The organism is Candidatus Clostridium stratigraminis, assembly GCF_045310675.1.
Lineage (GTDB): Bacteria > Bacillota > Clostridia > Clostridiales > Clostridiaceae > Clostridium_AT > Clostridium_AT stratigraminis.
Genome location: NZ_JBJHZZ010000012.1, coordinates 42644 through 58644 on the forward strand (window position 1 = coordinate 42644; position 16001 = coordinate 58644).

A 16001-nucleotide genomic window follows, 5' to 3' on the forward strand; every position below is an offset into this window, starting at 1 on the left:
ATACCTATTTTTTCAAATAAAAATCTTATTACCTTAAGATAAGAACCCTTAGCGAGACGCCGCTTATGGTCACATGGGTGCTTTAGCTCTCTTCTTAAGCCAAAGCGAACTGGAGTAGTTTGTTCGAAGGTTACTGTAATCTCAACTATAATATTTAAAACTCATTCTATTTTACAAAATTATATTAAAAAGTTATGATAACATTCCCTATTTTTTGACCAGTTGCAACATAATTATATGCCTCATGGATTTTATCCAACGGATATCTTCTATCTATCACTGGCTTGAATCTTTGTTTTTCAATTAAGTCTTTAATAAAAAGTATAGTCCCCTTTATATCTGTTGGAACTGGAAATATGACTTTTTTACTACAAATTTTAGACGTAATGAATGCTAAGAAAAGATTCTGTGCCATATAACCTAATTCTGTTGATATATAAACGCCATCTGGCTGCAACAATGGTTTGCATTTAGCAAATGAGCTTTTTCCGACTGAATCAAAAATGAAATGATATTCTTGAGTATCTTGAGTAAAATCTTCTTTTGTATAATCAATTACTTTATCAGCACCTAAAGATTTTACTAATTCTATGTTCTCTGTACTACTTACAGCAGTAACATAAGTATCAAAGTATTTTAGAAATTGTACAAGTGATGAACCAATTGCTCCCGTTCCGCCATTAACGAGAACCTTTTGGCCGCTTCTAAGGTTCACTTTATTGATACAGTTATAAGCATAATGAGCACCTTCAAGACTAGCTGCAGCCTCCTCATAGGTTAATTCATTCGGTATTATAGCTACTGCTTTATCTTCAGATACCGTCATATATTGTGCATGAGATCCTAACCCAGTATCATTAAATCCAAAAACCCTATCACCGATTTTAAAATTTGTTACACTTTTGCCCACAAATTCAATTTGCCCGGCAAAATCCGTTCCCGTAATTGTAGAATCTGGCTTTAACAACCCAGTAAAAAATCTCATTATGAATGGTTTTCCCGAAAGTATTGCGCAATCTGTTCTATTTACAGTTGTTGCATATACTCTTATTAAAATCTCATTATCCTTAGGAGAAGGCACGTCAACTTCTTTCAGTTTAAATACATCAGATGACCCGTATTCTGTCCGTGTAATTGCTTTCATTTTATTTAATTTCATCTTTTTCTACCTCTCTTTTATTTTAATGATTTTTTCCATTTTTCCATCTCCTTAAAATAACTTTGAATTATCCTTTGAAACTATTAAAATCATTATATAATTTAAAGAAAATATAATCAGTGTTTGTGAGAAAATTTTACAAATGCTTAACCGGAATTTAACCAAAGGTAAATTTCTGTTAAGCTTATATCTCCAACCCCTCTAAAAATAAAAACTCCCGCTTATACACTCAATACAAGCAAGAGTTTTTCTATAAGAATAATATATATTTAAATTATTTTTATACATCTTTTTCTATAAAATGTATTCTATATTTCTTTCGATTCTAGTTAGAGCCACTAGACCCAGCTTATTACCGTCCACCTAATTTCTTAACTGCAATAGCAGCCTCGCAAATGAAACTACCCTGGGGTGCTAGGAAGCAGCTGGAAGTATGCTCTTTACTAATAACTTATTAAATGCAAATGGTACTTTTAATAGAGAACAATCATAATCTGATAAGTAGTATAAAAGGAGGCCTTTATAATGTATTGCCCATTCCTTAATTACAGAACATTATGTCCTATTAAATACCATAGGCTTGATCCCATGTATAAAGCCGATAATAGCTTTAGAAAACTAGATCCCCCAGTGTCAGTTACAACAACGAATATACAAAATTCAAGTAGTGAAATAAATGAAAATCTTTTAATACCCGTGTTTCATGGCTCAGCAAATCCTCAAATCCTATCGTATATCAACAATAATGTAAAAAATGATATTCTAGAATTTAAAAATCAGATGGAAGCCGCTGCAAAAGAGCATGCAAGAGTTTTAAAATTACAGGGAAAGCAACCTGATCCCTTCCAAATTGCCACAACCTATTCAGTAACTTATAATAAAAACTACATCTTAAGTTTCTCAATTTTTTTTCAGGAATACTTTAGTGGAAAACATAATGATATAAGAACCTCATACAACTATGATCTTAGAACTGGTAACTCTATTAGCCTAGGAGATTTGTTCAGGCAAGGAGTTGATTATTTAGCCACATTAAATAAAATTGCTAAGCAGCAGCTTCAAACAAATTATCCGAGTATCGCAGCCAATTTTAAAGGAATTGCAAAAGATCAACCCTTCTATTTAGATAATAATGCTCTGGTTATATATCCTAGATTCAACGAAATTGCTCCTGTGGTGTCTGCTATACCTCTTATAAGGATTCCCTTCACAAATATTAGCAATATTTTAAAACCTCATTTTGTATAACCAAACTATAAAGCCTCAAATTATAGAGAACTAAATAATTTAAAATAAAAATAAGTATACAATATTTAAACATTTATTTACTATCATTGCTGCCTATGACATATTTAAAAGCCCTTAATGCAATTAATTGCAATAGGGGCTTTTAAAGTGGATACTTATTTTAATAGAGCTTTAGTAAATAGTAGGAACGGGATTCGCTTCATTTTGTTGCCTTGGTTCAGTTAATAGTACAGCTTCTAAAGGTGGAGATTGTCCAAATAGGCCTACAGCGTAAATAGTGTAAAAGGTATCCTCGTTCAGTCTAACATTTGGAACTGTCAAAGCTGTATTATCGGTTCCGGCAACATTTACTTTAAAGGTATAGGTTCCTGCTGGAATACATGCATAGTCAGTAATCCCTTTATAAGAAACATTATTAAACACTTTAGTACCATCTGCTAGTAAAATATCAACTGCCGGTGCGTTTGGAGAAAGATGAACAAATCTTACGCAAGGTCTACCAAATTTTTGACCCATTATAGGTTCAGGGATAGGATATAAGCTAATATTAGGCAGTGTTCCTATTACAGCCACATTAAATATGCTATTTTCTGGAATACTTACAGTTGTATTGATAACAGGGTTCGTCATATTTCCTGAAGGGTAAACCTTTATATTATAGGTGCCTGCAGAAACCGGCAAATATTCGGATACTTTCTTATAAGAAAGATTCTTTACAAGCATGTTTCCATTAGCATAAACATCTACAGCAGGAGCATTAGGAGAAGCATGGAATATTCTAATGTAGGAATTCATTTGTTGAGCTCTGTAATTTTCGTCAATCCTTTTATTATAGTATGGACTGTAGTACATAACCTTTCTCCTTTTTATTTTTAACCAATACCATACTATGAAACAGGTCTCTTAATGTTGATTAGTAAATGGATAATATAAGGAATATAAAACTTGAAAAATTAAGCCCTCCCAGAAATTAGGAAAGGCAAAAATAGTTAGATATTAAATTATTTGTATAAACCTTAAGGCACCTCTACATTTCTTGCTTAAGAAGGTCAACCTTCTTTTCTATGATTGCTGCTGCAGCTGCACAAGCTGCGATGCAGGTCGAAGTGTTTATGATAATAGAGGAATTTTGGTGCTTTAGTAATCTTATTATATTAACCTTACCTGGATATACTAATATCCGAGGAGCGTGATGAATATGAATGGAAATACCGAATTATTAAACTTCGTTTTTCAAAACTCACAAATGGGAGTGGACACAATCAAACAATTGATGGATATAGTTAAAGATGAGAACTTTAAAAAGTATTTAGAGTCTCAATTTAACGAATATAAGCAAATACATTTAGCCGCCCAAAAAGCACTTAATGAAAATGGGCAAGATGAAAAAGGTATTAACGCATTGGATAAAATAAAAACTTATTTGATGATTAATATGCAAACTATGACCGATAAAACACCCTCACATATTTCCGAAATGCTAATCATTGGAAGTAACATGGGTATTATTGATGCAGTTAAAAAGCTTAAAAAGTATAAGGACGCAGAAGAAGATATTATAAAACTGATGGAAAAATTGCTTAAGTTTGAAGAGGATAATGTTCAGCAATTAAAACAGTTTCTCTAATATTCACCGTGGAATTCAAGCCCGGCGTATCGGTGGCTGCGGAAGGATAACCACAAAAAACGAGTAAGGCACTCTATTAAATTGACGTAGGGTGCCATTTTGCATTAGTTCAATATTGCAATTCCAATATTCAAATATGTAGCAAAAAGAATCCAAAGCAGATAAGGAATCAACAGATATCCAGCCACTTTATTAATCTTGTAAAACTTTATGGTAGTCATGAAAACCAAAACATCCAGTATAAGAATAACTAAGACAGATATCCAATGCCACCCTAAGCGGAAAAATACTACCGGCCAGAGGAAATTAACAAACAACTGTACCCAATATAAAGTGATTGCTTCTTTGCGATCAAGTGTATCTGGCGATTGATAAATCATATATACTGCAATCCCCATCAGTAGATAAAGTATGGGCCAAATGACGCCGAAAATCCATCCCGGCGGCGATAAGGTAGGTTTCACTAGCGATGTATAGATTTGCCCTGTGTTGCCTGAAAACAAGCTGCTTAGAACACCTATTAGCTCTGTAATAAGTACAATAACAAGAAGTTGGAACCAGTTTATCTTTTTCATTTAAAACATTCACCCCCGTATTATTATATGCGGGTTGTGCTTCGCTTATTTGTTTGGTTATTAGGTCTCTATTTCTAAATCAGCCTGTTCTTGCGCAAGCCTGCAGTCATAAACCGCCATGCCGCCTTTCTATTTGTTAACCAAGCTATTTGAGCGTCATTTTTGGTGTTCCTAAGTATTCTTGGTATGAAGAATTTTGCAACCGTTTCAGGTTTGTCTGCCAATATATTAAACAATTTTTTAAACTTTTCATCCGAGATGACTTCTGACTGTTCTCCGTCCGGTGTTTTTGTGATGAAATCAGTGAGCATCATGCCCGGAGATAAACGCCCAGCTATTACACCTGTTCCATCCAGTTCCTTTGCAAGCCCTTTCATAAAGTACGTTAATGCATGCTTGGTAGTACCGTATAGTATTGTTTTGAGCTGTATCATGTTGTTTGAGCCAAGGCCCTCCATGCTGTATATCGCACCATGCCCCTGTTTTAGCATTCCCGTTGCAGCAATCTGTGAACCGTAAATCATGCCGATAATATTGGTTTGAATAATGTTCTCAGTGTAAGTTTCACCCGTTTCCCAAGAAAACTTGTGTGGCGTGTTTTGCCCGGCGTTATTAATCCATATATCTATTGAGTTCCACTGCACCAAAGAAGCGTTCCATAGATTTTGCAGGCTTCCCTTTTTCTGGACGTTGCATGGAACATAGATATATTTTCCCTTATAAAGAGACAGTGAAGCGCTGGTGTCCTTAGGTAATGCTTCACCCCTGCCTGCTAGCGTAACATTACACCCGGCTCTCAGAAACTCCATTGCCATAGAAAGCCCAATACCACGTGTACTACCAGTTATTACTACATTTTTCATAAAAAGACCTCCTTTACCTTGTGTTCAGCCATTCCAGAACAGACTTGAGATTTTCCCCTTTCACTCCGTCAAAACCATTTTCAATAATAGAGATGGCTTCTTCGAGCTTTTCATCTTTGTCCTTGCGGCTTTAAGCATCTTTAAAAACATGGACAGCATGATTTTATTCATACCTTTTAACTCTTTTAAAGGGAAACATCCGCCACGCAGATAGAAAAATGGTATGACCTTAATCCTATTCTTTGCGATAACCGCTTCGGTATTGGGCTCAGCGGTTCGTCCGGTGCCCGATCCACATATAGCTTTAACGTTATATTTTCGCAGTTTATCAAGACCCTGTATCTTCCCGACTTTCATCCAGCCGAGAAAAATAATTTCTTCGTCTTGACTAACCTTTGATAATTCTTTTACCCTAAAAACCTTTAGTCCCGTCTTTGCAGCGAGCATATCGGCATACCTCTTTGTAAAACCTGTTTTTGATTCATAAACAATTAACATTTTATCTTAGACCTCCTTTAATTAAAATTATTCGCTACATCCAATCTGCTCTCTCGCCGCAAAAAACAATAAGAAAATTACAAACTAACTTAAATTTAAGTATTTTCTATTGTATATACTGACATTTTAACTACCTTATTAAGCATTTCAATTAATTTTTCTTTTTCACCACTCTCATTGGTAGCTATTCTTAATATGGGTAAATTTACTTTCTCTAATATTTCATCCTTTAATTTATCTCTAACTAACTGTTTCTCATTATTTCTATGAAATTCATGACCATCAACCTCAACTGCAAGCACTGGTTCCTTATCTTGTTTATTGAATATTAGAAAATCCACGTGTGACCAAGGATTTTGTGCAAAGTTACATTCATCACTGCTTAATCTTGAAGTGTCCTTAACTATTGAGTTTAAAGGTACATGTATAACACATTTAAATGAGCTGAATTCAGAAAGACTCAACGCATCATCTATAACTCTGTACATTAAATTTTCAGACTGATATTCAGAAACATGCTTTTTTGAGTTCATATATTTTAAAAGTTTCCCAGAGTATTCACTATAGAGTAAATCAAATACGGATATTTTTTGGCTTTCAATTATTGCATTATCAAAGGAATTATATTCTATATATCTAATAAGATCTCCAATATTAGTCCCATGCTGCTTAAATACCTTATTAGAAGTTACTACAATAAATTCTTTAACAGCACGAGAAACTGCTACATTTATAAGATTTGCATCATCAATAAAAGGATTAATATCATTTGCCACAGTTGTAAAAATAATAGTATCTTTTTCCCTACCCTGAAATTTATGAACTGTATCTACTTCTAATTCTTCCTTTCCTATAAGTCTATTAGTTTCATTAACCTGATTTCTGTAAGGGCAAATAATACCAATCTTACTTGGATCCTTATATGTATTCTTGTTTTTGCTTAAAATCTCATCTTTAATGACTTCTATTTGCCTTAGATTATACCAACCCTTTTGATTACCAATATCTATTCTGCGAGCATGATTTCCTGGAGCAGTTTTATAAAGTTTTAAAGGAGTATCTTCTGGAGTTTCCTCTGTCATAACAATAAGTTCATTGTTATAAAACTTCTCGTTACAAAAGCCTATTATTTTGGGATGGCATCTATAATGCTCACTAAGCAAAGTTTTCGGCAATGCTTCCTTATATAGCTTCATTAGGGAAGCTATTATGCTGTGCTCACTATAATTATATACATTAGGTATATTAGCTTTATAAAAATGCTCATCACTTATCTTTTCAAGTTCTGAGGGCACAATTTGAGGCAGCTGCTTTACATCGCCAACTATAACAACATTTTTACAGCAGGCTAGTGCTAAAGAGGCAGTAACCAAATCTACCTGTGAGGACTCATCAATTATTATATAATCAAACAAGTAGTTTTCTGTAACACTATTTAGTATTGAATGAGTAGTACTTAATATAACTGGATACTCATTTATAAATTCTTTAAACCTAGCTTTATAGCTTTTGATTGTAAAATTCTCTCTATTTTTTATTGAATATTTGTTAAATAAGGCTGCTTTAAAAAGCTTTGCCGATATATCTGTATACTTTTCCATAAGTTCTTTAAAACTTTTACCCTCAAGTCTTAATTCTAAAAGTGCTATTCTCTTCTTTCTTTCATCAATGGCACTTATATAATAATCTCTTTTAAGTGAGGAAATTATATTTGTCATATTATTTTCATAAAGCTTAAATTTATAAATACCATACTTATAAATCAAGTAAACCCTAGTTAATATCTTTCTATTACTATTTATATCTATAGTTTTTTCTAAGTATGTAAGAAATTCCAATATTGACTGAGTAGTCCACCTTCTATGAAAAGAAAACCGTGAAGCTGGAATGTAACTATCATTAAAATTATTTTCAAAATAGCTTTGTTCTACTTCTAGTTTTGAAAGTTCTTCTTTAAGCTTTGCAATTTCGTTTTGTTTTTCTAAAAGATCATTTAAAGTCATTGAAGTAGTATTAAGTTGCTCTGATAGAGTTTTTACTTTCTCCTTCTCTATATACCAGTTTTCAATATTAGGAATTTTACTTTGTTTATTTTCAAAAAAGTCAGCTTTATTTTTTGTATTACCAAGTAAGGAAGTTATAAAGCCATAGCCATTCTTCTCCAGCTTCTCCTGGACATTGGAGGTTGCAGAATTATTACCCGATACTATACCAACAGTTTTTCCTTTAGCTACAGCATTTGCAATAATGTTTAATATAGTTTGTGTCTTACCTGTTCCCGGCGGTCCTTCTATGATACTTATTGAATTCTCTAAGGCAGTTATTACAGCTTTCTTTTGACTAAGGTTGAATCCAAAAGGAAATATAAGGGTATCCTTAAAGCTTTTCTTTCTAATATCCTCTCTTGATAAGTAAGCAGCAAGCACACTTTTTTCACTTATTTTAGATATTTTTCCATACTGCTCAGCAAGCATGGTTCTGCCATCTTCCATAACACTTACATATGAAGACAGCTCTTTTAAATAGTTAAATATAATCTTAGGCTGTTTATCATTAAGACAGGAATTTTCAAAACTTACCTTTGATTTATGATAAGCTTCTGATCTACCGCTTTCCTCAATTACTTTTATATACTCTCCAAAATCAAGTACTTTTGAAGAACTCTTTATTGGAAAACCCTCTATCAATAAAATCCTTTGTTCTAAGTTAATTAATTTGGGATCTTTAAGAATACGTATATTTACAGATTTGTAGTTATAGGTTTTATTTGAAGATGTGAAAGTTACTGCTACTTGAGAATTTAAAAAATTAAGATTTCCTATTTCAGAGGTCTTATCTTCAAATTGGTTGGTTTTATTGTTTTTTATTAGGATTAAAGTGTTTTCAGTGTTCATTTTTGGCTCCTAATTATACATAATTAATATTATATATTTATATTCTTCACATATATGTAATTTCCTTCAATTAAATACAAAGTTATGTAAGTTACCGCTGTTTATGTTAATTAAAACACTTTTGAGGTTAGATAATTAAAAGGGGTATCTATCGAACTTAAGTGTCAAAAAATCTCCGAGTAGGCCTTAAAAGTTTTATCTAAAAAGTAATTCCCACTATAAAATAAATTTTAATTATTAAATCTATGGTAAAAATTACTAGTATTTTAAAATTCATATTGTTTAAGATAATATCAGAAAGTAAATAAAGATTATAACAAAATATATAAATGCTCCTGGAGCTTTTATATGTGGGAGCATATGTATCAATAATTCTTAGGAATAAGAATATTTATACATATGTTAAGATTCTATATAGTTAGGAAAAGTATTATTATGGTCGAAGCTAAAGCTTTTATCATAATAATATTCCAACTTATTATATTGGGTCGAAATAACATCATATAAGGTGTTGTAATGATGTATTATAGCCGTGAGGTTATAACATGTCGTGTAAATATGTTATATGGTGGAGCAAACCATTATTATAGGTAGTGATTTGTGTGTATATAGTCGAAAGATTATATACATATGATAAATTATTTATATTAGTGCTAGCATAATCTTTACTTACTTTTTTTATAATGCAATTAATGAAAGCACTACTCTATGTTTCGAAAAACTAGAATACTTAATAACGCCAATAATTTCAAGAAAAATCATTGGCGTTTTCTATACAATAAAATACCTATACATATTTAGATTAATCTATACGTTTTTATTCTCCGCCTCCTGGAAACTTATATTCATAAACTACTTTATTATCTTTGTCCATTCCAATAATTTTAGTAAAAGTAGATTGCCCACTATTACTATCAAACCAAGAGAATATAAACATATTATTCTTATCTAGCTGATATTCAAGGGATTCTGTCGTATTGCCTTTCTTAACTTGAAGGCTAACTTTAGTAATATTTATATCATTGACATATCCATATAAGTTCCATAGAAATTTATTGTCTTTTACTGCAGCACCGCTCCAAGTGTAAGTAATCTTTTCATTAAAATTAATAGGAGTTCCTGCAACACTACCTCCTGCAAATTTCCATGTAATTAAATTTCGTTCAAAAGCCTGAGCGGAAAACCAATTTTTATATTTAGCTAAATAAATTTTTACATTGTCTTTATTTAATTCTTTAATTATTTCAGAAGGTCCATAATTCATTGTTCTTTCAGAGTTTTTAAAAGCCTGAAGAGGAGTAAAACTTTTATAGTTTAGTACATAATAATAACAACAGGCCACTACTAAAATGACTGCTACTATCCATTCAATTATAGCTTTGGACTTTTCATTTAATTTCATTATTTGCTACCCCCTTTATCAACAGGGATAACTACCTCTCCAACCCTATCATACCATTCTAATCTAATGGTTATTTCTTTTGTCGCCTTGCTTATTCTCTCATAGTTAATAATTCCATCTTCTCCCCAAAATTTTCCACTTGATGAACCACCACCTTGGTGTTTATTTCCTGCATCAGCATATAATAGCAATACGTTGCTTGGGAAACTCCACCCAGGTTCTTCTACAATCTTATACCTTAAAATTGTTTGAGTATCTGTATTAATAATTCTTTCAATATAGATAGTATCATTATCTATGGGAATTTTCTTATTAACCTCTATTACTTCTGCTTTTCCGTTCTTAACTAATGTTTTTAATTCATCATTAAAGTACTTTCCCTTTGGAAAGCCTGTAATTATCAAAGGGATTAATAAAAGAGAGCAAATTACCATAATACCTCTTCTTAATGATTTCAAATACTTCACTCCTGATACTTTATTACTCATAATATAATACATCCTCATATCTTATTTTCTAGTTTTATCTCTTTATTCCGTAATTTTGAAATGTATCCATATATATATTATATCATATATATATTGTTAAACTACCTTTGGCAATCATGGTTTCGCAAGAGGTTCTATATTTGAAGTGGCTTAAGGCTGTAAAATCTAGCTTTAAAGGTTTCCCTTACCTTGGCATATGGACAAAATACCCAAATGGATCTTTCCTATGCATAGAGCCTTGGTTTGGACATGGAGATTATGAAGATGTAATTTATTCAAAAAACTTCTGATTTAAACACTGGGAAGGTGTTCTATCTTTAGCAGAAGGCATTAACTTTGAACACCCATATGAAATAGAGATTCTATAATGTAGAAACCGTAACCTTTGATAATATAACTATTAAAAGCATATAGAAATGACCAGTCAAAAGTCTATATTAATACTTTGCTGGCCAATCTAGAGCCTACTTGCTTATTTTATAAAACTTGTTCCCAGATCAATACAGTGCCGTTATTTATTTTATTTATTTTCACATTCGGTATTGCTGCTATAACTGCGCAAATTGCTGAAGCTCCCCTTCTTCTATAGTCATCGCTTACTTCAGCGCTAGAAATACTACCGTTGTTTTTTAGCTTTATTAAAATTTCTCTAAATCTTTCAATATCAAAGTGTCTTTCTTTCCCGTTAGAGTTAATTATGGTAATTCCCTCTCTATTTACATCGATTATTCTTATTATTGATTTCCTACTAATATGTGGTAAGTCTCTTCCTTTAAGATTCATAATATAATTTTCCCAAATATCATCAAACCAATCTAATTTCTCGTATTTTAACTTATTCCTTTCAAGGTCCACCTTACTTAATAGTGATTCATCACAATTTAAAACAAATTCCTTACCCCATATTTCAACTTCAAGCTTTTCTGCAGCCTTACTTGCGTTTTCTGTTAATTCACCCAAAGTCACAATAGCGGAGTTAGTACAGTCATAAAATGCTGCAGCTCCATATGTATGATAAATAGTCTCTAAATTGACCTTTCGTTTTATATATTTTTTTACTTGTATTCCTAACTTTATACTACCTTTGTTCGCTATAATATCTATTCCAACATCTTCTCCTAATTCAATAGGATTTACAATATACCCTTGTTGTAAAAGCACTTGGCATATCAGTTTTTCAAACTGACTAGACGAAAGATCATAAATATCTTTAAAATTCATGATAGCCCTCCTTAACTTAATTCTCTTTTAACCATTCACCCACCTATTCATGAACTCCCAGTCTCTAACTGTCCCGTCATCATTTAATATTCTTAGATAAACTCCATCACCTTTACCCACCATATAAATAGCATTTGCTGAGTTATAAGTACCAGCCATTCCATTGTTTAAACAATATTCAATAAATGCATCTCGACCAGTATCAATGTTTTCAGATACATAAGCCACTATGTATATATCAAATGGACTGGCTCCAAGCTTATCAAAGCTGCTATTTAAGATGTGCTCTCGTAATATTTGAATTCTTTTTCGTTCATCTGCAGTTAACATTTCCTTATGTATTTTTTCAAAGTTATAGTGCTTATAGGATCTTTGTTCCCATGGCTTAAGCTTACTATAATCGCCACCATTTTCATCTAGCTTCCCTATCATATTTTTCACATTATATACTGTTGGTATAATCTTTTCAGACTTTATTTTCTTACCTCTAAGCTCGAAAGGTAATTCAAAAGGCTTGTCAAACATAATTTAACTCCTTTATTAAATATTTTGATTAAATAGATTTAATAGTTTATCCTTAATAATATCTCTGCTTTTAATCCCTTCATTTATTAAGTTTAAATAATCATTTATATTGATTGCTCTTACATTAATACAAGGCTTGACTATATTGCACTCTAGAGTATTGATAAATATTTTCTGGAAAATGTCATCATTATTTTCATATTGAGGATAAATAATAAATATATTTGCTTTACTTTTAAACATATTATAAAAATATAATCCGTAAAAGGTCAACTGATAGATATCCTCATTGTATACATGATGATAGCCGTAAGCTTTATTTTTAGTATCTATAACTATTACTTCTTCATCATTTTTACTTCTTAGTATAATGTCAGGCTTTATTTTTCTATAAGTACCATTTTTATAATTTAATATAGCATTTCCTACTTCAAACTGAGGTTTTACTTCATAGCTGCTCACTAGATATTTAGCAGTTAAAGCAGCAACAAAGCCTTCAAATAGTTCATTCATATCAATAAGCAAGGAATATCTGCTATTATGCTCACCAGCCTTATATAAGTCTCCAATTCCAATACTTTCAATTAACAGCTTGGAATAATAATGAACTTCTTTATACTCCGAGTTTAATCTATTATAGCTTATTTCTGGAACCTTCTCCCCTCTATATTCCTCACAAATCTCTTTAAACAAGCTAGCATAATTCTTTATTTTCTTCCTATTATTATTATCTGTAGTTATTTTAGCAGCAATATTAAGTGCTTTGTGTATTATTTGATTCTCTAATACATTTGTATTTAGTTCCTCATAATTACAAAAGATGCTATCTCCTCTTAAGAAATTTTTAGTAAGCTGGTTTTTAAAATCTATTCTCCCTCTTATAACCTTTAGGTTCTCATTGAAACTCACATATTCTCTAAAGATACCGCCTTTAATTATATTGAAAACTTCTTCTAGTAACAGGCTAATAATTATTTCATATAAATCTTCTTTTGATTTATTAATGCTTAAATTTTGCTTAAAGCTCTTATACTTAACATCTTTTGTAAAAAGAATTAACTGTATTAGCCTTGAGAAATCATGGTCAAATCTGGGGTAAATATTAATTCTTTCTTTACTTAATTGAATAGTTCCAATATAGTTTAGTGGTTTTATATAAATCCCATTATAATCTTCTCTAAGGTAATACCTGCATTCACCTTTTTTAATATCTTCATACTGTAGTCTGCTGAGATGCATGCGATCCTCATCATCAAGATATTGCTTTTCAATTAAACCTTCCTGACCATACTCGATTAGATTAATCATTTTTCCCACCAAACTTATTAACTATTTCAGATGTGAAGTAATCATCATTACCATACAGCAATTCATATTTTAATTCTTCACTATCTTCATCTATGAATTTTTCTCCAATAATTTCACTCATGCTGCTGTAATTGTTGAAGCAGTACTCTGATATTAGTGGAATTATATCATAAATGAAAACTTCTTTAAGCTCACTTAAACTTTCTATTTGATTTCCTTTTTTCATAAAATATGCGTGGCCAATCTGCTTCTCCCTGTCTTCTAGTTCCCTAAGCCTAGTATTAATTTTCATAAGTATGTCCTTAGGTGACAAACCCAAACTATCAATAGGCTTATTTATTAATTCATAGTCAGGCATACATTCTATAAAGGCAAAACGCCTTCTTAGAGCTGCATCGAGCATTTTTATACTTCTGTCTGTAGTATTCATAGTTCCAATGATATAAACATTTGTAGGCACACTAAAAGACTCTCCGCTTTGAGAAAGTGTTAGATTCATACCCCTTTTATCTCCCTCTATTAAGGTAATCATTTCACCAAATACCTTCTCAACATTGCCTCTATTTATTTCATCAATGATTAAATAATAATCGCATTCTTGATTATTATTAGCCCTAAGACATAGCTCTTTAAATATACCGTTTTTAAGCTTAAAGCTCATTTCACCCTTACTATTGTTAGTAGGCTTGTATCCCTCAATAAAGTCCTCGTAATTAAAGGAAGGGTGAAAGGTGCACATTTCCTTTTCAGTCTTTCTGCCTGTATTATGGCTTTTCCATCTTAAATACTTACTACTTAAAAAGGTTTTACCAGTTCCAGGAGGCCCATAAAGTATTATATTTCCCTTTCTTAGAAGGTTTTTATCTATCTGTAGAAAGAACCTCTCTTCAGCCTCTGTAAAAATTTCTTTTTCTGGTTTCTTGTCAATTATAACCGGTGGAGTAGGTATTTGTGGTTCCGTTTCAGTTATATTATCTTCATCAATAATATCTTTATAAAGCTTATCGCTGATATTATATACTGTTCTGAAGGCCCAGTAGCTCTGAGGTGATATTTCTTTTGGTTTAAAATCCTTTCTCCAATTCACATACACTATATGTTTAAATTCATTTCTAGCTGCATCATACACATATCCCTTTTCACTAACCTCACCAACACCTTCAACATAACTTGTACCTCTATTTGCAACAATAATATCGCCTGCATTTAAGTTAAAGAAGGTCCACATTTCATTGGATTTCTGAGTAACCTTGCTCTTATCATAGTCTGGATATAACTGTTCGAAGCTATGCCTAAATTCATCATAATCTGCATAGTTTCTCATATCCCCTACTTCATCCCAGCCAAGACATATGAAGCCATTATCAAAACATTCCTGCCATAACCTTGCGTTATCTCCAGGTGCAATCTTGTATATCTTTGAGCTATGTATTACTGTAAGATATACAAACCACATAAACTTAAAGGAATTCCACCCCTTAAAAGCTTCATTACTGTCTAAAATGTTTTTCAATTCCATATTGCATTTTATAACATCCCAATTTTTAATAGTATCTTTGCTATGGCCAAAGAATTCTAAAATTCTCTGAAGATGGTCAGTACTATATATAGGAAGCAGCTTATCTGGAAAATACATATATAAGAGTTTAGCTCTTACCATATTCATAGAATAGATCATGCTGCTTTGATCAACCTGAAAAATGCCATTAGCTTCAAAGTTTTTAAGAAAGGTATAAAGTTCCTCTCTAAGCTTAAGCCATGCTTCAGTTTCGTTACTAAATTCTTTAGGAAACACCCATTGCTTAACCTTAGCGCTATAGAATATTTTATGCTTGTGAGCTGAGCCGCCTTTTATGCTGCCAAGTTCTACAGTGTTGTACTCTATCCACCAGCATAGATTATCTGCTTTTCTCCCCAAAGCATAATCTTCTAAATCCATATTCTTAATACTCTCCAGTGGAAACTTTTCTACAAATTGTCTTCTCAATTGTTCCTTTTTTCCATAATCTTCATCTTTGAAATCTTGTTCAAAAGTTGATACTAGAAAATTTATATCCATGTTTTGACCTCCCTTTACATTATAGAATTTATTAATAGAAAGAATTAAGTTCATTACTAATAAAACTTATTTATTACTTAATTCTACATATAAATTACAACTCCTGCTAAAATTGACATACAAATAAGGCCATC

General features: G+C 31.8%; 15 protein-coding genes. 3 read left to right on the top strand and 12 right to left on the bottom strand.

From position 1 onward, the window contains the following. Positions 1-184: 184 nt before the first annotated feature. The gene (locus tag ACJDUG_RS14025) at positions 185-1159 is read right to left on the bottom strand and encodes an NAD(P)-dependent alcohol dehydrogenase (RefSeq protein WP_406770506.1); all 975 of its coding nucleotides are present in this window, start codon (positions 1157-1159) and stop codon (positions 185-187) included. Positions 1160-1684: 525 nt separating this feature from the next. Between ACJDUG_RS14025 and ACJDUG_RS14030 the strand changes: the two genes are divergently transcribed. Continuing rightward, a complete protein-coding gene (locus ACJDUG_RS14030; RefSeq protein ID WP_406770507.1) occupies positions 1685-2407 on the top strand; it encodes a DUF3298 and DUF4163 domain-containing protein in 723 nt (240 codons plus the stop codon). 171 nt (positions 2408-2578) lie between these two features. Here the strand turns inward: ACJDUG_RS14030 and ACJDUG_RS14035 are convergent, their stop codons facing one another. Continuing rightward, complete coding sequence (locus tag ACJDUG_RS14035; RefSeq protein WP_406770508.1) at positions 2579-3259, bottom strand: DUF4397 domain-containing protein; 681 nt, start codon at positions 3257-3259, stop codon at positions 2579-2581. 346 nt (positions 3260-3605) lie between these two features. Between ACJDUG_RS14035 and ACJDUG_RS14040 the strand changes: the two genes are divergently transcribed. Next, positions 3606-4034 carry a hypothetical protein gene (locus ACJDUG_RS14040; protein ID WP_406770509.1) on the top strand — a complete coding sequence of 143 codons (429 nt, stop codon included), beginning with the start codon at positions 3606-3608 and terminating at the stop codon, positions 4032-4034. A gap of 104 nt (positions 4035-4138) precedes the next feature. Here ACJDUG_RS14040 and ACJDUG_RS14045 read toward each other — a convergent pair whose 3' ends face one another. From ACJDUG_RS14045 to ACJDUG_RS14070, 6 genes are all read right to left on the bottom strand, one after another. Next, the gene (locus ACJDUG_RS14045) at positions 4139-4609 is read right to left on the bottom strand and encodes a TspO/MBR family protein (protein ID WP_406770510.1); all 471 of its coding nucleotides are present in this window, start codon (positions 4607-4609) and stop codon (positions 4139-4141) included. Between the two features lie 74 nt (positions 4610-4683). Continuing rightward, complete coding sequence (locus tag ACJDUG_RS14050) at positions 4684-5472, bottom strand: SDR family NAD(P)-dependent oxidoreductase (protein ID WP_406770511.1); 789 nt, start codon at positions 5470-5472, stop codon at positions 4684-4686. 60 nt (positions 5473-5532) lie between these two features. After that, complete coding sequence (locus ACJDUG_RS14055; protein WP_406770512.1) at positions 5533-5970, bottom strand: flavodoxin domain-containing protein; 438 nt, start codon at positions 5968-5970, stop codon at positions 5533-5535. A gap of 95 nt (positions 5971-6065) precedes the next feature. Then, positions 6066-8864 carry an AAA domain-containing protein gene (locus tag ACJDUG_RS14060; protein ID WP_406770513.1) on the bottom strand — a complete coding sequence of 933 codons (2799 nt, stop codon included), beginning with the start codon at positions 8862-8864 and terminating at the stop codon, positions 6066-6068. A gap of 817 nt (positions 8865-9681) precedes the next feature. Continuing rightward, positions 9682-10266: a hypothetical protein gene (locus ACJDUG_RS14065; RefSeq protein WP_406770514.1), complete on the bottom strand. Its 585-nt coding sequence runs from the start codon at positions 10264-10266 to the stop codon at positions 9682-9684. Continuing rightward, positions 10266-10754, bottom strand: a complete 489-nt coding sequence (locus ACJDUG_RS14070; protein ID WP_406770515.1) for a hypothetical protein — start codon at positions 10752-10754, stop codon at positions 10266-10268. Before ACJDUG_RS14070 ends, ACJDUG_RS14065 begins: the two co-directional genes overlap by 1 nt. 140 nt (positions 10755-10894) lie before the next feature. Here ACJDUG_RS14070 and ACJDUG_RS14075 point away from each other — a divergent pair, with 140 nt between their 5' ends. Further along, positions 10895-11044 carry a hypothetical protein gene (locus ACJDUG_RS14075; protein ID WP_406770516.1) on the top strand — a complete coding sequence of 50 codons (150 nt, stop codon included), beginning with the start codon at positions 10895-10897 and terminating at the stop codon, positions 11042-11044. Positions 11045-11231: 187 nt separating this feature from the next. On the opposite strand, the gene ACJDUG_RS14080 is transcribed toward ACJDUG_RS14075, so the two are convergent. The 4 genes from ACJDUG_RS14080 to ACJDUG_RS14095 are packed head-to-tail and all read right to left on the bottom strand — an operon-like array spanning position 11232 to position 15867. Continuing rightward, the gene (locus tag ACJDUG_RS14080; protein WP_406770517.1) at positions 11232-11975 is read right to left on the bottom strand and encodes a restriction endonuclease; all 744 of its coding nucleotides are present in this window, start codon (positions 11973-11975) and stop codon (positions 11232-11234) included. A 27-nt stretch (positions 11976-12002) separates the two neighbouring features. After that, a complete protein-coding gene (locus ACJDUG_RS14085) occupies positions 12003-12500 on the bottom strand; it encodes a hypothetical protein (protein WP_406770518.1) in 498 nt (165 codons plus the stop codon). 15 nt (positions 12501-12515) lie between these two features. Continuing rightward, complete coding sequence (locus ACJDUG_RS14090; RefSeq protein WP_406770519.1) at positions 12516-13808, bottom strand: McrC family protein; 1293 nt, start codon at positions 13806-13808, stop codon at positions 12516-12518. Continuing rightward, positions 13801-15867, bottom strand: coding sequence for an McrB family protein (locus tag ACJDUG_RS14095; RefSeq protein WP_406770520.1), 2067 nt, complete (start codon positions 15865-15867; stop codon positions 13801-13803). Before ACJDUG_RS14095 ends, ACJDUG_RS14090 begins: the two co-directional genes overlap by 8 nt. Positions 15868-16001 lie beyond the last annotated feature (134 nt).